Source organism: Aerolutibacter ruishenii, assembly GCF_007830115.1.
GTDB classification, from domain to species: domain Bacteria; phylum Pseudomonadota; class Gammaproteobacteria; order Xanthomonadales; family Xanthomonadaceae; genus Aerolutibacter; species Aerolutibacter ruishenii.
Genome location: NZ_VLKP01000001.1, coordinates 109,079 through 130,927, shown reverse-complemented (window position 1 = coordinate 130,927; position 21,849 = coordinate 109,079). Strand labels below are relative to the sequence as shown.

Sequence of the window (21,849 nt, the reverse complement as noted above, 5' to 3'; positions counted from 1 at the left end):
CCCAGGGCGCCCATACCGTCAAGCCACGGCAGGCGGCAGGTGGTGGTCGCCGCGATAGGGCGGCGTGGCCATCACCATCTCGGCCAGGCTGTGCGCCAGCTCGCGCTCGGCCATCACCGCGCCATCGGCACCATGTTCCAGCAGGTGCTTGACCTCGCCATCGCTGTGCGCGCGCGCCACGATGGTCAGCGCCGGGTTGATCAGCCGCAGCTTGGCGATGATCTCACCGGCCTCCAGCACGTTGGGGATGGCCAGCATCACCGTGGTCGCGCGCTCCGGCGCCGCCTCGCGCAGCACCAGCTCGTTGGCGGCGTTGCCGCGGATGGCGGGGATGCCGTTCGCACGCGCACGCGCGATCAGGTCCTCATCGGTATCGATCACCACCACTGGCACGTCGCGCGCGCTCAGCAGCCGGCCCAGTTCGCTGCCCACGCGGCCGTAGCCGATGGAGATGACGTGGCCTGACAACGCCTCGGTGACACCGGGGGCAAGGTGGTCGGCCGCACGCTGGGCTGCCGTCGCCTCGTCGCTGGCCTGCGTCTTTTCGCGATTGCGCAAGCGATCCACCCAGGCAAACATCAGCGGGTTGGTCATGATCGACAGCAGGGCGCCGGCCAGCACCAGGTCATGGCCTTCCTGCGGCAGGATCTCCAGTTGCAAACCCAGTGCCGCCAGGATGAACGAGAACTCGCCGATCTGCGCCAGGCTGGCCGAGATCAGCAGTGCGGTGCCGTGGTCCTTGCCGAAGGCCCGGACCAGCACGTAAGCGGCCGCCGACTTGCCGAAAACAATGATCATCCAGACCGCCAGCACCTGCAGCGGGCGCTCCAGCAGGATGGACGGGTCGAACAGCATGCCGACCGACACGAAGAACAGCACCGCGAATGCATCGCGCAGCGGCAGTGTCTCGTTGGCGGCCTGGTGGCTGAATTCCGACTCGTTGAGCAGCATGCCGGCGAAGAACGCGCCCAGCGCGAACGACACCCCGAACAGTTCCGATGACGCAAACGCCACGCCCAGTGCGATCGCCAGCACGCACAGCGTGAACAGCTCGCGCGAGCCGGTGCCGGCCACGCGCTCCAGCACCCACGGGATCACCCGGCGGCCGACCAGCAGGATGACCAGCAGGAACGCGCCGACCTTGATGATGGTCGAGAAGATGGCCTTCCACACGGAAACGGCATCCGCCGCCTCGCCGCTCAACAGGCCCGACAGCGCGGGCAGCAGCACCAGCGCCAGCACGCACGCCAGGTCCTCCACGATCAGCCAGCCGACCGCGATCTTGCCCTTGCTGGTATCCAGCAGGCGGCGCTCCTCCAAGGCGCGCAGCAGCACCACCGTGCTGGCGCATGACAGCGAGATGCCGAAGACGATGCCGGCGCCATGCGACCAGCCCAGCATTCGCGCCAGGCCCCAGCCCAGCACCGTGGCCACCGCGATCTGCGCGATCGCACCGGGCACGGCGATGGCCTTCACCGACATCAGGTCGCGCAGCGAGAAGTGCAGGCCCACGCCGAACATCAGCAGGATCACGCCGATCTCGGCCAGCTGCGGCGCCAGCGTCTGGTCGCCCACGAAGCCCGGGGTAAACGGCCCCGCCACGATACCCGCAATCAGGTAGCCCACCAGCGGCGACAGCCGTAGCCGTTGCGCCAGTGCGCCAAAGATGAAGGCCAGCACGAAGCCGGCGACGAGGATCGCGATCAGGGACGTGTGGTGCATCGGCTCTCCCAAGGCCAAGACATACAGGTATAAGGGCTGGTTTCGGCCTTCACAACCGGAACCCGATCCAAAGGCCCCGATCCGGCAAGGCCTTCCGGCCTAGATCCCTGCCGCCTATCGTGGCCACGTACAATGTCGCCATGATTGCCTTCCGAGATTTCGCCCTGCGGCGCGGCGAACGCCTGCTGCTGTCCAACGTCGACCTTGCCCTGCACGCCGGCTGGCGCGTGGGCGTCATCGGCCGCAACGGCACCGGCAAGTCGTCGCTGTTCGCCGCCATCCAGGGCGAGGTCGAAGCCGACCGTGGCGACATCGACGTGCCTGCCCGCGTGCGCATCGCCAGCGTGGCGCAGGAAACCCCGGCGCTGGACGAGCCCGCGCTGGAGTTCGTGCTCTCCGGCGATGCCGAGGTGCACAAGGTCATCCTCGCCGAACGCGCCGCCGCGGAGCGTGAAGACTGGGAAGCGGTGGCCAACGCCCACCTGCGCCTGGCCGAGCTCAACGGCTACGACGCCACCGCGCGCGCCGGCAAGCTGCTGCACGGCCTGGGCTTCTCGCCCGACACCCACGAGCGCGCCGTGAAGGAGTTCTCCGGTGGCTGGCGCGTGCGCCTGAACCTGGCGCGCGCGCTGATGACCCCGTCCGACCTGCTGCTGCTGGACGAACCCACCAACCACCTCGACCTGGACGCGGTGCTGTGGCTGGAGCAGTGGCTGCTCAAGTACCCCGGCACCCTGCTGATGATCTCGCACGACCGCGAGTTCCTCGACGGCGTGTCCACCCACACCATCCACCTCAACGAGGGCAAGGCCAAGCTGTACGTGGGCGATTACACCGCCTTCGAGCGCCAGCGCGCCGAGCAGTTGCGCCAGCAGCAGATCGCGCACGAGAAGGAGCAGGCCGAGCGCGAGCACCTGCAGAAGTTCATCGACCGCTTCAAGGCCAAGGCCAGCAAGGCCAAGCAGGCGCAGAGCCGCATGAAGCGCCTGGAAAAGCTGGCCGGCACCGAGGCGGTGCGCGCCGAGCGTTCGCTGCACATCGATTTCCCGGCACCGGCCAAGCTGCCGCACGCGCTGCTGCGCCTGGTCGATGCGGATTGCGGTTATGGCGACCACGTGGTCCTGGAGGACGTCGGCTTCATCCTCGAGGCCGGCGACCGCGTTGCGCTGCTCGGCCCCAACGGCGCCGGCAAGTCCACGCTGGTCAAGTCACTGGTCGGCGACATCCCGCTGCTCACCGGGGAGCGCGGCGGCCATCCGGACCTGCGCATCGGCTACTTCGCCCAGCACACCGTGGAGTCGCTGCAGGAGGGCCGCAGCCCCATCGACCACCTGGGCGACATCGCACCGGGCGTGGCCACGCAGGCGCTGCGCGACTTCCTCGGCAAGTGGCAGTTCCCCGGCAATCGCGCCTTCGAATCGGTCGACGGCTTCAGCGGCGGCGAGCGCGCGCGACTGGCGCTGGCGATGATCGCCTGGACCCAGCCCAACGTGCTGCTGCTGGACGAGCCGACCAACCACCTCGACCTGGAAATGCGCGAGGCGCTGGCCGAGGCGCTCAGTGACTTCGATGGCGCCATCGTCATGGTCAGCCACGACCGCCACCTGATCGGCCTGGTCTGCGACACCTTCTGGCGCGTGGCCGATGGCGTGGCGCAGCCGTTCGACGGCGACCTGGACGCCTACGCCAGCTGGCTGCGCAGCCGCGACAACAGCAACGACGGCAAGTCGGTGAAGCAGGTGAAGGCGGCGAAGGCCGGCAAGGGCGGGGACGATTTGGACGCGATCAGCGCGGCGATGCCCGGCGTGGCCGAAACCGCCGCGGTCGCCAGCACGCGCACCGCCGCCGCGGCGCCAGCCCCGGCTGCCAGATCGCGCAAGGCCAACCCGGTCAAGCTCGCGCAGGCAGAGGCCCGCGTGGCCGAACTGGAGTCGAAGCTGCACGCCATCGACATGGACCTGGCCGATCCCACGCGTTATGCCGACGTGCCCGGGCTGTCACAGCAGCGCGTCACGCTGGCGGCGCAATTGGCCGAGGCGGAAGAGGCGTACTTGTCGCTGTACGACGCGGCCTGACTGCCTCGGCTCGTGGCGCCCGGCCTGCAAGAGGCACGGTCCGCAGCGATCGGACCTGCAGCGACCCCGCTTGAAGCGACCGGGCTCGAAGCGACCTCGCCTGAGCGGCCTGGCAGTCGCGGTGTGACGCACGCACGGGCTTAACCGCAGTGGGGACAGACTTGCGTTGTCCACAGGAGCGGGGCCATGCCCGTTGCCCGATCCGTACCCAGTGCCGCACTGGCCCTCGCAAGCCTCCTCGCGAGCGGGTACGGCGGTGCCAAGGAGCCGACCATGCCGCTGCAGCTGACGTCCACGGCGTTCCCACACGAGGCGTCGATGCCCGCGCGCCTGACGTGCGACGGCGGCGACGCCTCGCCGGCGCTGCACTGGTCGGGGATGCCCGCAGGCACCAGAAGCCTGGCGCTGGTGGTCGACGACCCCGACGCACCCGATCCCGCCGCACCGCGCATGACCTGGGTGCACTGGGTGCTCTACAACCTGCCGCCTGACGCGGATGGCCTGCCCGAGGGCGTGGCGGCGAGCCAGTTGCCCGCCGGCACCCGGCCGGGCACCAATGACTGGGGACGCACGGGCTATGGCGGGCCCTGTCCGCCAGTCGGGCGCCACCGCTACTTCCACAAGCTCTACGCGCTGGACGTGGTGCTGCCCGACCTCAGGCAGCCGGACAAGGCGCACCTGATGAAGGCGATGGAGGGGCGCATCCTGGCCCACACCGCGCTGGTCGGTACCTACCAACGCCAACGCTGAGAGCTGTCTGCCGCGCGTTTCGATGCGGTCGGCCCGCGACAAGTACAACTAGTCGCGGAGGAAATACTCCACCGTGGTCACCACCCGCACAGTCTTGACCTGCGGGCTGCCCTGGTCGCGGTCATTGATCGAGACCACGCCCTGGTTGGCGCTGCGGATGCCGGCCAGCCGCGCCCCCGAGTCCTTGGCGAACTGTTCTGCAGACTTGCGCGCGGCCGCCGTGGCCTCGGCGATCAGCGCCGGCTTGATCGCGTTGAGCTGGGTGTAGTCGAAGGTGGGCGCGCTGCCGCCGCCGTCCTGGCCGCCGATCAGGATGCCGCGGCTGACCAGCTCCCCGGTGCGGCGCACCGCGGCGATGGCATCGGCCACCCGGCTGGTGCGCAGCGTGACGGTGGTGGAGTACCGGTAGCGTTCCGGCGGCCGGTTCTCGCCATAGGCCCAGGCCCAGCGGTCTTCCAGCCGTGGCGGTGAGACCACGATCTCGTCGGCCTTGAACCCGGCCTTGGTGAAGAACTCGTGGATCGTCGCGGTGTTGGCGTCCAGCTGCCGCTGCACCTGCGGCAGGTCGTTGCCGGCCACGGTGTGCGACAGCGGCCACACCACCAGGTCGGCATCGACGATCTTCTCCGCCGAGCCTTTGACCGTGACGTAGCGGTCCTGGGTCTTGAGGCGGGCCATGCCCTGCGAGGCGAACCAGCCGGCGCCGGCCAGGCCCGCGGCTACCACCACCGCGGCCAGAAGTGAGCGGGATTGGGCCATGACGCGTCTCCTTGCGAATGAACCCGCAGCATAGCCTCCCAACCTGAACCCGGTCTTGCGCGATGGCCCGCGCACGGGCAGCTTTCGACGGGCTGCACGGCCTGCCGCAGTCGCTGTCCGCGGGCGCCGCTGGCCGGGGCGTCCGACGCATCCCGCATGCGACCGAGACGCACGCGCTGTATCGTGGCGTGCACGGGCGGCGGCTTGATTCTGTCCGCCCGAGCCCGCATCCATGCCCCGAATCCCGGTCCGGGCGCGCCCTCGCGCGCGGCCGGGTGCCTCCGCCCTTTCCTGCCGAAACCCCACACGCACCACGCCATGCCGATCTACGCCTTCGAATGCGCCGCCTGCGGCCACAGCTTCGACCGTCTACAGAAGATGTCCGACGCCGACCCCACCGACTGCCCGTCCTGCGGGGCGCCCCAGGTGCGCCGCCAGCTGACTGCCCCGCAATTCCGCCTGGCCGGCGGCGGCTGGTACGAGACCGACTTCAAGAAGGACGGCGACAAGAAGCGCAACCTGGCCGGGGAGGGCACCAGCGGCGCCCCCAAGGCCGAGGCGAAGGCGGAGCCCAAGCCCGAAGCCAAGCCGGCTGCCAGCAAGCCCGCTACAGGGACCTGACTCAGCCGCTAAACTAGGCGGCTCGCCGGCCCCACGCCGGTCCGTATCGACCCGGAGTCTCCATGCGTACCCACTTCTGCGGCCTCGTCGACGAGGCGCTGATCGGCCAGACCGTCACCCTGTGCGGCTGGGCCGACGTCGCCCGCGACCTGGGCGGCCTGTGCTTCATCGACCTGCGCGACCACGAAGGCATCGTCCAGATCGTCGCCGAGCCCGATGCGGCCACCGCCGGCAACGCCGAAGTGCTCGCTGCCGCCGCGGCCGTGGGCTACGAGGACTGCCTGCGCATCACCGGCGTGGTGCGCGCGCGCCATGCGGTGAACGACAAGATCCGCACCGGCAAGGTCGAAGTGGTCGCCACGAAGATCGAGCTGCTGAACAAGGCCGAGCCGCTGCCGTTCCACGCCCACGAGAACCCGGGCGAGGACATCCGCCTCAAGTACCGCTACCTCGATCTGCGCACCCCGGCGATGCAGCGCAAGATGCGCACCCGCACAAAGCTGGTGTCCGCGCTGCGCCATTACCTCGATGCACGAGGTTTCCAGGACATCGAGACACCGATCCTGACCAAGGCCACGCCGGAAGGCGCACGCGACTTCCTGGTGCCGGCGCGCATGCACCCGGGCGAGTTCTACGCGTTGCCGCAGTCGCCGCAGCTGTTCAAGCAGATCCTGATGATGGCGGGCTTCGACCGCTACTACCAGATCGCACGCTGCTTCCGCGACGAGGCCCTGCGCGCCGACCGCCAGTTGGAGTTCACCCAGCTCGACATGGAGTTCGCGTGGGTCGCCGAGCGCGACGTGCAGGACCTCACCGAGGACATGATCCGCCACGTCTTCCGCGAAGTGATGGGCGTGGAGCTCGCCAGCGAGTTCCCGCGCATGACCTATGCCGAGGCCATGCGCCGCTACGGTTCGGACAAGCCGGACCTGCGCATCGCGCTGGAGTTCGTGGACGTCGCCGAACTCGTCAAGGGCTGCGAGTTCAAGGTCTTCACCGATGCGGCCAACGATGAGGATGGCCGCGTGGTCGCCCTGCGCATCCCGGGCGGCGCGTCGCTGTCGCGCAAGCAGATCGACGAATATGCCGCGCACGCCGCCAAGTACGGCGCCAAGGGCCTGGCCTACGTCAAGCTGGACGAGGCCGGCGCGGTCAACTCGCCGATCGCCAAGTTCTTCGCCGACGATGCTTTCAAGGCACTGCTGGAGGCCATCGGCCTGCAGAACGGCGACATCGCCTTCTTCGGCGCCGGCAAGTACAAGACCGTCAGCGACTTCATGGGCGCGCTGCGCCTGAAGGCCGGCAAGGACTTCCACCTGGTCGCCGACGGCTGGGCCCCGCTGTGGGTCACCGACTTCCCGATGTTCGAGTGGGATGACGAGGAAGGCCGCTACGTGGCGCTGCACCACCCGTTCACCGCGCCGGCCGTGGACTCCATCGACGACCTGCGCGCCAATGCCAAAACCGCGGTCAGCCGTGGCTACGACATGGTGCTCAACGGCAACGAGATCGGCGGCGGCTCCATCCGCATCCACAGTTCGGCGATGCAGTCGGCGGTGTTCGAGCTGCTCGGCATCGGCGCGGAGGAAGCGCAGGGCAAGTTCGGCTTCCTGCTGGACGCGCTGAAGTACGGCGCGCCGCCGCACGGTGGCATCGCCTTCGGCATCGACCGCATCGCCGCGCTGATGGCCGGCAGCGAGTCGATCCGCGACGTCATCGCCTTCCCCAAGACCACCTCAGCGCAGTGCCTGATGACCGACGCGCCGTCGCCGATCCCCGACGCGCAGCTGGCCGAGGTGCACGTGCAGGTGCGCGAACCTGCCGCGAAGTCGGGCTGATTGGGCCGAGCCAGTAGGTTTCGCAGGTCTGCCAATGATGTTCCCGTTCTTTTTGCCGCGGCGCACGCCGCACCCGATTGCTGCCCCGTTCCTGGAGTCCTCGCAATGAACGAAACCGCATTTGCCCTGCAGTGGGAAAAGCTGGCCAATGAAGGCGCCGACACCGCCCTGGTGACCGAGCGCGCCCGCGTGTTCGGCGGCTGGCTGGTGCGCGTGGGCACCGCGCCCAACGCCATGTCGTTGGCCTTCGTGCCGGATGGCGAAGGCCGCTGGGACGGCGAGGACTTCGGCGAAGACGATTACGAGTACGAAGAGGACGAGGAAGAAGAGGACGACGAGGAAGAGGATGAAGAAGAGGACGAAGAAGAGGGCGACGAGGAAGAGGACGACGCCTGAGTCTTCACTGCGCCCACTGGCCGGCGTCGAAACAAGTGTCCTCCCGATGCACCATGGAAATGCCTGAGATAGGCGCCACCGTGGCTGCTGCGCGTTCCGTCCTTTGCAGGCCTCGCCAGTGCTTCCCCCGGTAAACGTGATGCCAACCCTCCGCCGCGCCACCGTCGACGACGCGCCGGTCCTCTCGGATCTGGCGCGCCGCACCTTCATCGAAACCTTCGACCACCTGTACCCGCCCGAGGACCTCGCCGCGTTCCTCGACGAGGCCTACGACGTCGACAGGCAACGCGTCATCCTCGCCCACCCTGATTACGCCGTGTGGCTGCTGGAAGATGATGGCGTGGCCATCGGCCACGCGGCCGCTGGCCCATGCGGGCTGCCGCACCCGGATGTCCAACCCGGCGACGGCGAACTCAAACGCCTGTACGTGCTGCAGTCGCACCAGGGCGGTGGCTGGGGCGGTCGCATGTTCAAGGCCGCGCTTGACTGGCTGGAGCGCGACGGTCCGCGCCCGCTGTGGATCGGCGTGTGGTCGGAGAACTTCGGCGCGCAGCGTTTCTACGCCCGCGCCGGTTTCGAGCACGTGGGCGATTACGAGTTTCCGGTCGGTCGCGTCCGCGACCACGAATTCATCCTGCGCCGCCTGCCGCCGCGTTAACCGGTTTGGGTGCACAATCCCGTCATCCCCCCAACGAGGAGCAGGGCGATGGGACGGCATCTTTCCATCAGGCACTGGTCGGGACTGGCGCTGGTCGCCGCGCTGGTGACCGCTGGCTGCGCGAGTACCCGACAGGCCATCGGCGCAGGTGCGTTGGCCGGGCCGAGCCCCGTGGCGGTCTCCTGGCAGGACCCGCAAGGGTTCTCGGAACCCACGTGGGGCGCCATGCCCGTGGACCGGGGCCAGTGGATCCGCCCGCTGGCCGAGCACCTGCGCCGGCAAGCCGAACCAATGCTGGCGCCCGGCGAGCGACTTGAAGTGGAACTGATGGACGTGAACCGGGCGGGCGAATACGAGCCGGGTCGCAGCGCAGCCGTTGGCCATGACTTCCGTGTGGTGCGTGACATCTACCCGCCGCGCATCCACCTCCGTTTCCGCCACCTGGCGGGCAGCGGTGCGGTGATCGCCGAGGGCGAGCGCAGGCTGGTCGACGTCGGCTTCATGCAGCGGCAGTCGATCATGGATTCCGATCCGCTGCGGTACGAGAAGCGGCTGCTCGACGACTGGCTCCGTCGCGAGCTGGGTGGGCGCTGAGCATGCACCGCGGTCCGGCGGCTGACGGTGGCGGTCGTCGGGTCCTGTTGCTCCCCGGCCTGTGGATGCCGCGTGCCTCGATGCGCTGGCATGCGCATCGCCTGCGCAAGGCCGGGTACGTGCCGCACCTGTTTGGTTACGCGCCGGTGACGCGCGGCCCCGACGCGGTCATTCCCGCCCTGGCCGAAGCCATGCGCGCACCCGGGGACGTGGTAGCGCACAGCCTGGGCGGACTGCTGGCGTTGCGCACGCTGCAGCACCATCCCGACCTGCCCGTCGGGCGGGTGGTCTGCCTCGGCTCGCCCCTGGCCGGCAGCGCCGCGGCCACGGGGCTGGCCAGTCGTGCCCTGGGGGCGGCATGCCTGGGCCGGTCCGCGGACCTGTTGCGCACGGGTTGTCCGGCGTGGCGCGGACAGGCCCAGGTGGGCGTGGTCGCGGGCGAGCAGCCGCTGGGCCTGGGGCAGTTCTTCGGCCGCTTTCCCGGCCCCAACGACGGCACCGTCGCGGTCGCGGAAACCTGCCTGCCCGGCTTGGCCGACCACGCCGTGATTCCCACCAGCCACTCCGGACTGCTGTTCTCCGAGGTGGCGGCGCAACTGGCGTTGAGCTTCCTGGGCGGGGGGCGGTTCGCCGCCTCCGGGCCGTCCGTCGGCGAAGACCGCGCCGGCCGGGGCGTCGCGGACAGCGCGCGGCCGCCGGCCGGCCTATAATTCCGCGCCGCAACATCTCCATCCAGGACCGCAGAACCCTATGGCCGGCCATTCCAAGTGGGCCAACATCCAGCACCGCAAGGGCGCACAAGACGCCAAGCGCGGCAAGATGTTCACCAAGATCATCCGTGAAATCTCCGTGGCCGCCCGCAGCAGCGGTGGTGACCCGGGCAACAACCCGCGCCTGCGCGTGGCCATCGACAAGGCGCTGGACGCCAACATGTCCAAGGACGTGGTCGAGCGCGCCATCAAGAAAGCCACCGGCGAGCTGGAAGGCATCAGCTACGAGGAAATCCGCTACGAGGGCTACGCCCCGGGCGGCGTGGCCGTCATCGTCGACTGCCTGACCGACAACAAGGTCCGCACGGTGGCCGACGTGCGCCACGCCTTCGGCAAGTTCGGCGGCAACCTGGGCACCGATGGTTCGGTCGCCTTCATGTTCAAGAAGACCGGCGTGCTCAGCTTCGCACCCGGCGCCAACGAGGAGCAGGTCACCGAGGCCGCGATCGAGGCTGGCGCCGATGACATCGTGGTGTATCCGGAGGATGGCTCGATCGACGTGCTGACCGCGCCCGACGCGTTCGCCAGCGTGAAGGAGGCGATGGACGCCGCGGGCCTGAAGGCCGACCAGTCCGAAGTCACCTACCGCGCCGACAACGACATCGCCGTCGCGGGCGAGACCGCGCAGCAGGTGGCCAAGCTGCTCGACTGGCTGGAAGATCTGGACGACGTGCAGAACGTCTACTCCAACGCCGACCTGGGCGAGGACGCCTACGCCTGACGGCGCAGGCCAATCCCGTGACCCGCATCCTCGGCATCGACCCGGGTTCGCAGCGCACCGGCGTGGGCATCATCGATGTCGCGCCCGGCGGCCGCTGCACCTACGTGCACTGCGAGGCGCTGGTGCTGCTCGACGCCGAGGATTTCCCGTCGCGGCTGGGCCTGTTGTGCGAAGGCCTGGAGCGCGTGCTGGACGAGTGGCAGCCGCAGGAAGTGGCCATCGAAAGCGTGTTCATGGACAAGTCCGCGACCTCGGCGCTGAAGCTGGGCCACGCCCGCGGCGCCGCGCTGGCCACGGTGGTGCGGCGCAAAGTGCCGATCGCCGAATACGGCCCGCGCGTGGTCAAGCAGTCGCTGGTCGGCCGCGGCGCCGCCGACAAGGAGCAGGTGCAGCACATGGTGCGCCTGCTGCTGAACCTGCCCGCGATGAAGCTGCAGGCCGACGCGGCCGACGCGCTGGCCATCGCCCTGACCCACGCGCACATGCGCGAAACCGCCGCGCGCACCGGCGTGGCCACCGCGCTGCTGCGCCGCAAGGGAGCATGACCGCATGATCGGACGCCTCAAGGGCACCCTGGTCCACAAGCAGCCGCCATGGCTGGTGGTGGACGTGCACGGCGTGGGTTACGAGCTGGAGGCGCCGATGAGTACCTTCTACGACCTGCCCGACCTCGGCCGCGAGGTGGCGCTGTTCACCCACTACGCGCAGAAGGAGGACAGCGTGTCGCTGTACGGCTTCCTGCGCGAGGCCGAGCGGCGCCTGTTCCGCGACGTGCAGAAGGTCACCGGCATTGGCGCGAAGATCGCGCTGGCCGTGCTGTCCGGCGTGTCCGTCGACGAGTTCGCGCGGCTGGTGCAGGCCGGCGACATCACCGCGCTGACCCGCATCCCCGGCATCGGCAAGAAGACCGCCGAGCGCATGGTGGTGGAACTGCGCGACCGCGCCGCCGACCTGGCCGGCGCCGGCACCACGCTCAATGCACCCGGCGCCCCCGCCGACGCCCAGTCCGAGGCGGTCATCGCCCTGCAGCAGCTGGGCTACAAGCCGGCCGAAGCCGCCCGCATGGCGCGCGACGCCACCGAAGCCGGCGACGATGCCGCCACCATCATCCGTAAAGCGCTAAAGTCCGCCCTTCGCTGACCTGTCGGCGGCCCGAATGGCCGCCCTCCAAGCAGACCCTTCCATGGCCTCCACCGTTCCCGCCACCCCGGCATCGCACGACACCTCCAACGGTCACGGCAAGCAGGGGCTGGCCGGTCTCGTCGTCGGCGCCATCGGCGTCGTCTTTGGTGACATCGGTACCAGCCCGCTGTACACGTTGAAGGAGGCGTTCTCGCCGCACTTCGGCCTGGTGGGCAACCACGACACCGTGCTGGGCATCCTGTCGCTGGTGTTCTGGGCGCTGATGATCGTGGTGACGCTCAAGTACGTCAGCATCATCATGCGCGCCGACAACGACGGCGAGGGCGGCATCATGGCGCTGATGACGCTGGCGCAGCGCACGCTGCCCAAGGGCGGCAAGGCGGCCTACGTCATCGGCATCCTCGGCATTTTCGGCGCCTCGCTGTTCTTCGGCGACAGCGTCATCACCCCGGCCATCACCGTGCTCGGCGCGGTCGAAGGCCTGGAGGTGGCCGCTCCCGGGCTGCACCGGTTCATCGTGCCGGCTTCACTGGTGATCCTGCTGGCGGTGTTCATCGCGCAGCGCTATGGCACCGAGAAGGTCGGGCGCGTCTTCGGCCCCATCACCTGCGTGTGGTTCCTGGCGCTGGCAGCCATCGGCATCCACAACATCATGCAGGGACCGGAGGTGCTCAAGGCGTTGAATCCGATGTGGGGCGCTCGCTTCTTCTGGGAACATGGTTCGCACTCGGTGCTGATCCTGGGCGTGGTGGTGCTGGCCGTCACCGGCGGCGAGGCGCTTTATGCCGACATGGGCCATTTCGGCGCGCGACCGATCCGCTATGGCTGGTACATCCTTGTCCTGCCCAGCCTGATGCTGAACTACCTGGGGCAGGGGGCGTTCGTCCTCGGTCACCCGGAGGCGGTGATCAACCCGTTCTACGAGTCGGTGCCCCGCTGGGCGCTTTACCCGATGATCGTGCTGGCCACCGCGGCGGCGGTCATTGCGTCGCAGGCAGTGATTACCGGCGCGTACTCGGTAGCGCGACAGGCCATGCAGCTGGGGTATATCCCGCGCATGGGCATCAAGCACACCTCCAGTGCCACGATCGGCCAGATCTACATCCCCTACATCAACTGGATGCTGATGATCGCCGTGTTCGCGGTGGTGCTGATGTTCCGCAGTTCCACCGCACTGGCCTCGGCCTATGGCATTTCGGTATCGGCGACGATGCTGATCGACACCCTGCTGCTGGCCCTGGTCGCGTATGCACTGTGGCCGCGCTGGCGCATGTGGGTGCTGCCGCTTTGCGTGGTGTTCTTCATCGTCGACGTGGGTTTCGTGATCGCCAACGGCGCCAAGTTCTTTGATGGGGCCTGGTTCCCGGTGATGCTGGGCCTGATCGTGTTCACCCTGCTGCGCACCTGGCGCCGAGGCCGCGAGCTGCTGCACGCCGAGATCCAGAAGGAAGGCATCCAGCTGGATACGTTCCTGCCCGGCCTGATGCTGGCGCCGCCGGTGCGCGTACCGGGCACGGCGGTATTCATGACCGCGCAGACCGGGGTGGTGCCGCATGCGTTGCTGCACAACCTCAAGCACAACAAGGTGCTGCACGAGCGCAACGTGTTCCTGACCGTGGAGACGCTGACGGTGCCGTACGCGCCGAAGGACAAGCGGTTGAAGATCGATGCCATCGGCGAGGACTTCCATCGCGTGCTGGTCCGGTTCGGCTTCATGGAAACCCCGGATGTGCCGCTGGCGCTGATGCGCTCGTGCGACCAGGACGGCATTTATTTCGACCCGATGGACACCACCTATTTCGCCAGCCGCGAGACGGTGGTGGCCAGTGCCCATCGCGGCATGCCGGTGTGGCGCGACCGGCTGTTCGCTTTCATGCACCGCAACGCGGCACCGGCGACCGGATTCTTCCGGATTCCCGGCAACCGGCTGGTGGAGCTGGGGGCGCAGGTCGAGATCTGAGGCCGGCGCGATGCCATCGCGTGGTAGCGCGGCCCGGCCTTGAATCCCGCCGCCGCCGCCGGCATCTGGGTGGGATGACCACGATCCCGTACTCCCTGCTCGACCTGGCCCCGGTTACCGAGGGCGGCACGCCCGCGCAGGCGTTCGCCAATGCGCTGGACCTGGCCCGGCACGCCGAATCGCTGGGCTACACGCGTTACTGGCTGGCCGAGCACCACAACATGCCGGGCATCGCCAGCGCCGCCACGGCGGTGTTGATCGGCCACGTCGCTGGCGGCACGTCCAGCATCCGGGTCGGTGCCGGTGGGGTGATGCTGCCCAACCACGCGCCGCTGCAGGTGGCCGAGCAGTTCGGCACCCTGGCCTCGCTGTATCCCGGCCGCATCGACCTGGGCCTGGGGCGCGCCCCAGGCACCGACCATGCCACCGCGCGTGCCCTGCGGCGCTATCACGACAGCGCCGATGCGTTCCCCCAGGACGTGCAGGAGGTGCTGCACTACTTCGGGCCGGTGCAGCCCGGACAGGCGGTGCAGGCCGTGCCCGGTGCGGGTCTGGAGGTGCCGGTGTGGATCCTTGGCTCCAGCCTGTTCGGCGCGCGCCTGGCAGCGGCGCTGGGCCTGCCGTACTCGTTCGCCTCGCATTTCGCGCCGGCGGCGATGGAGGAGGCGATGGCCCTGTACCACCGCGATTTCCGCCCGTCGGCGCGCCTGAAGCAACCGCATGCGATGCTGGCCATGAACGTGATCGGCGCCGACACCCGTGCCGAGGCGACGCGCCTGTTCACTACCCTGCAGCAGACATTCGTGCGCCTGCGGCGCGGGGAGCAGGGACTGGTCCCGCCGCCCATCGACGATATCGATGCGATCTGCACGCCTGCGGAAAAGGCGACGGCCATGCAGGCGCTGGCATGCAGCGTGGTCGGCGACGCCCGGGACCTGCGCGAGGGTATCGCCGATTTCGTCCAGCGCCATCGCCCCGACGAATTGATGCTGACCGGCAACATCTTCGACCATGAGGCGCGCAAGCACTCCTTCCGGCTGGCCAGCGAGGCGTTCACCGGCGTCGCATGAGTGGCGGGCCTCGCCCGCCGCCGTTCCCGGGCTTCGCTGCGGCCCACCCAGGGCGGTGCGGGCGGTGCCGGTCGGCGGCGGGGCATGCGAACATAGCCCGATGAACGACCCCCGCATCATCGCCCCCGGCGCCACCCGCGAAGACGAAGCGATCGAAGCCTCCATCCGTCCCAAGCGGCTGGACGAGTACCTCGGCCAGGTACCGGTCCGCGAGCAGATGAAGATCTACATCGAGGCCGCCAAGGGCCGTGGCGAGGCGCTCGACCACGTGCTGATCTTCGGCCCGCCGGGCCTGGGCAAGACCACCCTCAGCCACGTCATCGCCAACGAACTGGGCGTCAACCTGCGCCAGACCTCCGGCCCGGTGATCGAGAAGGCCGGTGACCTCGCGGCGCTGCTGACCAACCTGCAGCCGCACGACGTGCTGTTCGTCGATGAGATCCACCGCCTTTCGCCCGCGATCGAGGAGGTGCTGTACCCGGCGATGGAGGACTTCCAGATCGACATCATGATCGGCGAAGGCCCGGCCGCGCGCTCGATCAAGCTGGACCTGCCGCCGTTCACCCTGATCGGCGCCACCACCCGCGCCGGCCTGCTGACCGCGCCGCTGCGCGACCGCTTCGGCATCGTGCAGCGCCTGGAGTTCTACGACGCCGAGGAACTGACCCGCATCGTGCGCCGTTCGGCGCAGATCCTCGGCATCGCCTGCGAACCCGAGGGCGCGGCGGAGATCGCCAAGCGCTCGCGTGGCACTCCGCGCATCGCCAACCGCCTGCTGCGCCGCGTGCGCGACTACGCCCAGGTCAAGACCGGTGGCGGCATCACCCGTGACGCCGCCGATGCGGCCATGGCCATGCTCAAGGTCGACCCGCAGGGCTTCGATGACCTCGATCGCCGCCTGGTCCGTACCATCATCGAGTCGTTCGACGGTGGCCCGGTCGGCGTGGAGTCGCTGGCCGCCGCCCTCAGCGAGGAGCGCGGCACGCTGGAGGACGTGATCGAGCCGTACCTGATCCAGCAGGGCTACCTGATCCGCACCGCGCGTGGCCGCATGGCCACCGCCAAGGCATACCGCCACATCGGGCTGAAGCCGAAAACGGGAACGGGTGGGCTTTTCGAAGGTGACGGCGATGGCGGTTGAGCCTTTGTTCAGTTGGCCTGCACGCGTTTACTGGGAAGATACCGACGCAGGAGGCGTGGTCTACCACGCGCAGTACCTGGCCTTCATGGAACGCGCGCGCACCGAATGGATGCGCGCGCAGGGCTATGGGCAGGAACTGTTGCGCAACGAATACGGTCTGGTGTTCGTGGTGCGTGCGATGGAGATCGACTTCCTGAAGCCGGCGCGGTTGGACGATGCACTGTCCATCACCGCGGCGGTGCAGGAGTGCCGCAAGGCCAGCATGGTGTTCGCGCAGTCCATCCGCCGTGGCGATGAACTGCTGGTCACCGCGCAGGTCCGGATCGCCGCGCTGCATGCCGACAGCTTCCGGCCACGGGGCATCCCGCAGCCGCTACTGGGTCAGCTGCAGGCGCATCTGCCGGAACAACAGCCGGACGATCCGCTGCAGACCAACCCGTAGTGCAGGCCGCAAGGCCGCATGCAACACACAACCCGGAACCACCGTCGGCGCGCACCGCACCGCGCCTGTCAGGCCCCACGGGGCACGGAGAATCGAGCAATGACGTATCTGTTGACCGCGCTGCAGGCCACCGCCGAAGCTCTGCCTGAGGAGGCCCCTGCCAGCACGGTGGCGGATGTCGCCAGTACCGTGGGTGCCGCCGCCGCGGGCGACAATGGCCTCAACCTGCTGCAGCTGATCCTGCACGCCAGCCTGCCGGTGCAGCTGGTGATGGCGATCCTGCTTCTGGCGTCCATCGCCTCGTGGGCGATCATCTTCCGCAAGAAGTCGGTGCTCGATCGCGCCGCCAAGGAAGCCGAGCACTTCGAGGAACGCTTCTGGTCGGGCGCCGAGCTGTCCAAGCTGTACGCCGGCGCGACCGAGCGCAGCCGCGACGTCGGCGGCATGGAGGCGATCTTCGAAGCCGGTTTCCGCGAGTTCAACCGCGTGCGCCAGCGCAAGGGCGCCGACCCGCGCATCCAGCTGGAAGGCGCGCAGCGCGCCATGCGCGCCACCACCTCGCGCGAGATCGATGGGTTGGAGCACAACCTGGAGTTCCTCGCCAACGTCGGCTCCATCAGCCCGTACATCGGCCTGTTCGGCACGGTGTGGGGCATCATGATCTCGTTCCAGGGCCTGGCGCAGCTGAAGGAAGCGACCATCGCCACCGTGGCGCCGGGTATTTCCGAAGCGCTGGTGGCCACCGCGATGGGCCTGTTCGCCGCGATCCCGGCGGTGTGGGCGTACAACCGCTTCGCCACCAAGGTCGAGCGCATCGCCGTGCGTTATGACGCGTTCTCCGAGGAGTTCTCCTCGATCCTGCAGCGCCAGTCGCAACTCGACGAGGCCTGATCGATGGCGGGTACAACCGGGCGTCGCCGCAAGCGCAAGCTCAAGGCCGAGATCAACGTCGTTCCCTACATCGACGTGATGCTGGTGCTGCTGATCATCTTCATGGTCACCGCGCCGCTGCTCAACCTGGGCGTGGACATCGACCTGCCGCAATCGGACGCCAAGTCGATCCAGGAGAAGAAGGACCCGATCGTGGTCAGCGTGGACCGCGACGGCAACCTGTTCCTGGCGGTGGAGGCGGGCAGCAACGAAGCCGTCACTGCGCAGGCGCTGGAAGCCAAGCTGCGCGCCATCGTCAACCAGGACCCCAAGGCCGCGGTATACGTGGCCGGTGACGCCACCGCCAACTACCAGCGGGTGATGGATGCGATGGTGCTGCTGCAGCGCGCCGGCGTGGAGAAGGTGGGCCTGATGAGCCAGCCCAAGCAGGGCGCCGCGCAATGAGGGAAACCCGCGCCGATACCTCGCGCGCGATCGGACTGGCGGTGCTGTTGCATGCGCTGGTGCTCCTGGTGATGTTCGCGGGCCTGTGGTGGACCAAGGCGCAGCGACCGCCGTCCGCGGCGGGGTCGCCGGTGTCGGCCGAGCTGGTGGACGCCAGCGACCTGTCGCGGGCGATGCAACGCACGCTGGCCAATCGCCCCGAGCCGGTCGCCGAGTCCCAGCCGCTGCCCGAACCGGTCGAGGAGGAGGAGGCGCCCGTGCCACAACCCTTGCCCGAGCCGGTGCCGCAGGAAGAGGTGGCGCCGCGGCAGAGCGCGCCGCAGGAGCTGCTGGTCAATCCCGACGAGCGCAACCAGGACGCGGTGGTGGACCGTCCGACGCCAACGCCCGCCACCGAGACCAGGGTGCAGGAAGCCAAGCGCCGCCAGGAGCAGGTGGACCTGACCGAACAGAAGCGCCAGGAAGAGGCCGAGCGCAGGCAGCGCCTGGCCCGGCAGGAGCAGGAACGCCAGAAGCAGTTGGCCGAAATCAAACGCCTGAAGGCGCTCGCGGCCCGTGACGCCAAGGTGGCCCAGGCCGAGTTGCAGCGCATCGCCGACGCGCGCGCGGCAGCGGCCTCGGAGCAGGCCGCGCGCGCGGATGCCAGCGCCAGCGGGGCACGTGCGGGCAGCGGGGGCGTGGACCAGGGGCTGCTTGCCCAGTACATCGCAGCGCTGCAGGCCGCCATCAACGCCAAGTGGACCCGCCCGGAATCGGTGCCGGCAGGCGCGCCTTGCCGCCTCGTCATCCGCCAGTTGCCAGGCGGCAACGTCATGGACGTGCAGGTCACTTCACCCTGCGCCTACGACGAGGCCGGCCAGGAGTCGATCAAGCGTGCGGTGCTGAAGGCCGATCCGTTGCCGTATGCCGGCTTCGAGACGGTCTTCAACCGTAACCTGACCATCAATTTCCGCGCCCAGGACCGTTGACCGCACCCGCGCTCCTGGCACCCGGAGCGGCCGTGTTCGGTATCCGTTCAGCTTTGAGGCCGCGTTCACAGCCAAGCTGTTAAGACTGTTCAGGTTCCCCCCGATGGACTTGCCGATGAATCGAAACACCCCCTGGTGGGCCGCGTTGCTCGCCCTCCTGCTGCCCTTCGCCGCCACTGCGCAGCAGCAGGGTCTGGAAATCGACGTGATCGGCGGCAATGCCGCCGCACTGCCGATCGCCGTGGTCCCCATGCCTTACCAGGGCAGCGCGGGGACGCCGGAGACCGATGTCGCGCAGGTGGTGCGGGCCGACCTGGAGCGCTCGGGTCAGTTCCGTGGCCTGCCGGACCGCGACCTGGTGGAGCGGCCCACCCGCGGCAGCGAGGTCAATTACCCCACCTGGCGGGCCCTCAACCAGGACTTCCTGCTGGTCGGCCGGGTGCTTGACGGCGGCATGGGCAGCTACCGGGTGGAATACGAACTGTTCGACGTGGCCAAGCAGCAGCGGCTGCTCGGTTTTGCGATGACCGCGCGCGGCAGCGCCCTGCGCGACGTGGCCCACCAGATCGCCGATGCGGTGTACGAGAAGATCCTCGGCGTGCGCGGCGCGTTCTTCACCCGCATCGCGTACGTGACTGCTTCGGGCGTGGGCGCCGGGGCACGTTATGCGTTGCTGGTCGCCGACAGCGATGGCTACAACCCGCAGGCCGTGGTCAACTCGTCCGAGCCGATCCTGTCGCCCTCGTGGAGCCCGGACGGCAACCGCCTGGCCTACGTCACCTTCGAGAACGGAAGCTCCACGATCTTCGTGCAGGACATCAACACCGGACAGCGCGAATCGATTGCCCGCTACCGCGGGATCAACGGTGCGCCCGCGTTCTCGCCCGACGGCCGGCGCATGGCGATGACGCTGTCGCGCAGCGGCAATCCGGAGATCTACGTGATGGACCTGGGCAGCCGAGCGCTGACCCAGCTGACCAACCACTTCGGCATCGACACCGAACCGGTGTGGAACGCGGACGGCGGCAGCGTGTACTTCACTTCCGACCGGGGTGGCCGCCCGCAGATCTACCAGGTCTCCGCCAGCGGCGGCAGCGCCAGCCGGGTGACCTTCCAGGGCAGCTACAACGCCAGCGCCACGGTGTCGGCCGACGGCAAGAAGATCGCGACCGCGCAGGGTGCGGGCAACAACTACCGCGTGGCGCTGATGGATGCCAGCTTTGGCACGCCGCGTTGGAGTACGCTGTCGCCCGGTTCGCTGGACGAGTCGCCCAGCTTCGCGCCCAATGCCTCGATGGTGCTGTACGCGGCACGCGAGGGGCGCCGCGGCGTACTGTACGCCGTGTCGGCTGATGCCCGCGTCCGGCAGCGTCTGGTCCTGTCGGGCGGCGACGTCCGGGAACCGGCCTGGGGTCCGTTCCGGGCCCAGGCGGCGCAATGAGGGGCATGGACGCCTGAGACACCCCGTTTCTACCGGTTGGGCCAGAGGGCCCGGCCCAATCCACCCGCACCATGTTCTGACCAGGAGTCATCATGAACAGCACCGCCCGTATCGTCCTCGCCGCCGTGCTCTGCACGGCCGCCGTTGCCTGCTCGAAGAAGGTGAAGGAGGCCCCGCCGGCCGACACCACCCCGGTCGAGACCGCGCCGGTCACCCAGCCCGCGACGACCCCGGGCCTGTACGGTCCGGCCGACCTGGACAGCGACGCCTGCCTGCGCCAGCGCGTGATCTACTTCGACTTCGACCAAGACGTGCTGCGTCCGGAGTTCCAGGCCGCCGTGGGCTGCCACGCCAAGTACCTGCGTGACCGTCCGAGCTCGCGCATGACCCTGCAGGGCCACGCCGACGAGCGCGGCAGCCGCGAGTACAACCTGGGCCTGGGCGAGCGCCGTGGCAATGCCGTGTCGTCGGCGCTGCAGGCCAACGGTGGTTCGGCCAGCCAGCAGATGGTGAACAGCTCCGGTGAGGAAATGCCGGTGTGCACCGAGTCCAACGAGGACTGCTGGGCCAAGAACCGCCGTGTCGAGATCATCTACACCACCAAGTGATGATCGGCATGCGCGGACTTCTGGTCGGTGCAACCCTGGTGGCGGCCCTCGTGGCCGCCACCCCGGTGTTGGCGCAGCGTGCCAGCCTGGCCGACCGGGTGGCGATCCTGGAGCAGCGGGCGGGTGACAACCAGGCCAACATCGCCCTGCTCAACGAAGTGAACCAGCTCAAGTCGGAAGTGCAGGCGCTGCGCGCGCAGGTCGAGGAGCTGCAGCAACTGACCCGGCAGCTGCAGGAGTCGGGCAAGCGGCAGTACCTGGACCTGGACGACCGCTTGAACCGGCTGGAAGGCGGCGCGGCTCCCGCGGCGCCCGTCCGGGAGGGCGGCGCTGCGGCCACCACCGCATCGCCGGGTGCCGCGTCGGCCACCAGGCCGGCACAGATCGAGGCCGCTCCGGCGGTCTACGGCGACGCCGGCAAGCTGCGCGAAGGTGCGGGCGAGCGCGCGGCCTACGATGCCGCCTTCGCCACGCTCAAGGACGGCCGCTACGCGGACGCCTCGAGCCAGTTCCTCGCCTTCCTGCAGCAGTTCCCCAATGGCGTCTACGCACCCAACGCCCTGTACTGGCTGGGGGAAAGCTATTACGTCACGCAGAACTACGCGCCGGCACTGGAGCAGTTCCGGGCGCTGGTGGAGCGCTACCCGACCCACGACAAGGCCCCGGGCGGGCTGCTCAAGCAGGGCCTGGCCCAGCAGGGCCTGAAACAGCTCGATGCCGCCGAGCGCACGTTCGCGGCGGTGGTGGCCCGGTACCCGGGGACGGACGGCGCGCGCGTCGCCCAGGACCGGCTGCGCGCGATCGAGCTCGGCCGGCTCGGCAGCTCGCGCTAAAATA

Annotated in this window: 23 protein-coding genes; 21 read left to right on the top strand and 2 right to left on the bottom strand. The window is 68.9% G+C overall.

Annotation, left to right across the window (positions count from 1 at the left end; genetic code table 11):
• Positions 1-18: 18 nt before the first annotated feature.
• The gene (gene ybaL, locus IP93_RS00635) at positions 19-1,722 is read right to left on the bottom strand and encodes a YbaL family putative K(+) efflux transporter (protein ID WP_144810993.1); all 1,704 of its coding nucleotides are present in this window, start codon (positions 1,720-1,722) and stop codon (positions 19-21) included.
• Between the two features lie 140 nt (positions 1,723-1,862).
• Here ybaL and IP93_RS00630 point away from each other — a divergent pair, with 140 nt between their 5' ends.
• A complete protein-coding gene (locus IP93_RS00630; RefSeq protein ID WP_144810992.1) occupies positions 1,863-3,797 on the top strand; it encodes an ABC-F family ATP-binding cassette domain-containing protein in 1,935 nt (644 codons plus the stop codon).
• A 273-nt stretch (positions 3,798-4,070) separates the two neighbouring features.
• Entirely contained in the window at positions 4,071-4,547 is a 477-nt protein-coding gene (locus tag IP93_RS00625) for a YbhB/YbcL family Raf kinase inhibitor-like protein (RefSeq protein WP_144811490.1), read from the top strand.
• A gap of 48 nt (positions 4,548-4,595) precedes the next feature.
• On the opposite strand, the gene IP93_RS00620 is transcribed toward IP93_RS00625, so the two are convergent.
• Positions 4,596-5,306, bottom strand: coding sequence for an SIMPL domain-containing protein (locus IP93_RS00620; protein WP_158636238.1), 711 nt, complete (start codon positions 5,304-5,306; stop codon positions 4,596-4,598).
• A 318-nt stretch (positions 5,307-5,624) separates the two neighbouring features.
• Here IP93_RS00620 and IP93_RS00615 point away from each other — a divergent pair, with 318 nt between their 5' ends.
• From IP93_RS00615 to ybgF, 19 genes are all read left to right on the top strand, one after another.
• Positions 5,625-5,927, top strand: coding sequence for an FmdB family zinc ribbon protein (locus tag IP93_RS00615; RefSeq protein ID WP_144810988.1), 303 nt, complete (start codon positions 5,625-5,627; stop codon positions 5,925-5,927).
• A gap of 62 nt (positions 5,928-5,989) precedes the next feature.
• Positions 5,990-7,765, top strand: coding sequence for an aspartate--tRNA ligase (aspS, locus tag IP93_RS00610; RefSeq protein WP_144810987.1), 1,776 nt, complete (start codon positions 5,990-5,992; stop codon positions 7,763-7,765).
• A gap of 105 nt (positions 7,766-7,870) precedes the next feature.
• Positions 7,871-8,161: a DNA primase gene (locus IP93_RS00605; RefSeq protein WP_144810985.1), complete on the top strand. Its 291-nt coding sequence runs from the start codon at positions 7,871-7,873 to the stop codon at positions 8,159-8,161.
• A gap of 139 nt (positions 8,162-8,300) precedes the next feature.
• Positions 8,301-8,819 carry a GNAT family N-acetyltransferase gene (locus tag IP93_RS00600; protein WP_144810983.1) on the top strand — a complete coding sequence of 173 codons (519 nt, stop codon included), beginning with the start codon at positions 8,301-8,303 and terminating at the stop codon, positions 8,817-8,819.
• A gap of 48 nt (positions 8,820-8,867) precedes the next feature.
• On the top strand, positions 8,868-9,413 hold the full coding sequence (locus IP93_RS00595; RefSeq protein WP_144810982.1) for a DUF3016 domain-containing protein: 546 nt from the start codon (positions 8,868-8,870) through the stop codon (positions 9,411-9,413).
• Positions 9,414-9,415: 2 nt separating this feature from the next.
• Positions 9,416-10,123 (top strand): esterase/lipase family protein, encoded by a 708-nt coding sequence (locus tag IP93_RS00590; RefSeq protein WP_242006670.1) that lies wholly within the window; start codon positions 9,416-9,418, stop codon positions 10,121-10,123.
• Positions 10,124-10,163: 40 nt separating this feature from the next.
• Complete coding sequence (locus tag IP93_RS00585) at positions 10,164-10,904, top strand: YebC/PmpR family DNA-binding transcriptional regulator (protein WP_144810980.1); 741 nt, start codon at positions 10,164-10,166, stop codon at positions 10,902-10,904.
• 17 nt (positions 10,905-10,921) lie between these two features.
• On the top strand, positions 10,922-11,449 hold the full coding sequence (ruvC, locus tag IP93_RS00580; RefSeq protein ID WP_144810978.1) for a crossover junction endodeoxyribonuclease RuvC: 528 nt from the start codon (positions 10,922-10,924) through the stop codon (positions 11,447-11,449).
• A gap of 4 nt (positions 11,450-11,453) precedes the next feature.
• A complete protein-coding gene (gene ruvA / locus IP93_RS00575; RefSeq protein WP_144810977.1) occupies positions 11,454-12,044 on the top strand; it encodes a Holliday junction branch migration protein RuvA in 591 nt (196 codons plus the stop codon).
• A gap of 43 nt (positions 12,045-12,087) precedes the next feature.
• Entirely contained in the window at positions 12,088-14,007 is a 1,920-nt protein-coding gene (locus IP93_RS00570; protein WP_144810975.1) for a potassium transporter Kup, read from the top strand.
• Positions 14,008-14,081: 74 nt separating this feature from the next.
• The gene (locus IP93_RS00565) at positions 14,082-15,077 is read left to right on the top strand and encodes an LLM class flavin-dependent oxidoreductase (protein WP_144810973.1); all 996 of its coding nucleotides are present in this window, start codon (positions 14,082-14,084) and stop codon (positions 15,075-15,077) included.
• Positions 15,078-15,177: 100 nt separating this feature from the next.
• Complete coding sequence (gene ruvB / locus IP93_RS00560) at positions 15,178-16,218, top strand: Holliday junction branch migration DNA helicase RuvB (protein ID WP_144810971.1); 1,041 nt, start codon at positions 15,178-15,180, stop codon at positions 16,216-16,218.
• On the top strand, positions 16,208-16,660 hold the full coding sequence (ybgC, locus tag IP93_RS00555; RefSeq protein ID WP_144810969.1) for a tol-pal system-associated acyl-CoA thioesterase: 453 nt from the start codon (positions 16,208-16,210) through the stop codon (positions 16,658-16,660). Before ruvB ends, ybgC begins: the two co-directional genes overlap by 11 nt.
• 99 nt (positions 16,661-16,759) lie before the next feature.
• Positions 16,760-17,551 (top strand): protein TolQ, encoded by a 792-nt coding sequence (gene tolQ / locus IP93_RS00550; RefSeq protein ID WP_144810968.1) that lies wholly within the window; start codon positions 16,760-16,762, stop codon positions 17,549-17,551.
• 3 nt (positions 17,552-17,554) lie between these two features.
• Positions 17,555-17,995 carry a protein TolR gene (gene tolR / locus IP93_RS00545; protein WP_144810966.1) on the top strand — a complete coding sequence of 147 codons (441 nt, stop codon included), beginning with the start codon at positions 17,555-17,557 and terminating at the stop codon, positions 17,993-17,995.
• Positions 17,992-18,963 carry a cell envelope integrity protein TolA gene (gene tolA / locus IP93_RS00540; RefSeq protein WP_144810964.1) on the top strand — a complete coding sequence of 324 codons (972 nt, stop codon included), beginning with the start codon at positions 17,992-17,994 and terminating at the stop codon, positions 18,961-18,963. The genes tolR and tolA overlap by 4 nt, the downstream gene beginning before the upstream one ends.
• Before the next feature lie 115 nt (positions 18,964-19,078).
• Complete coding sequence (tolB, locus tag IP93_RS00535) at positions 19,079-20,404, top strand: Tol-Pal system beta propeller repeat protein TolB (RefSeq protein WP_144810962.1); 1,326 nt, start codon at positions 19,079-19,081, stop codon at positions 20,402-20,404.
• Between the two features lie 92 nt (positions 20,405-20,496).
• The gene (locus tag IP93_RS00530; protein WP_144810961.1) at positions 20,497-21,012 is read left to right on the top strand and encodes a peptidoglycan-associated lipoprotein; all 516 of its coding nucleotides are present in this window, start codon (positions 20,497-20,499) and stop codon (positions 21,010-21,012) included.
• A gap of 8 nt (positions 21,013-21,020) precedes the next feature.
• A complete protein-coding gene (ybgF, locus tag IP93_RS00525; protein WP_144810959.1) occupies positions 21,021-21,845 on the top strand; it encodes a tol-pal system protein YbgF in 825 nt (274 codons plus the stop codon).
• The last annotated feature ends 4 nt before the right edge of the window (positions 21,846-21,849 follow it).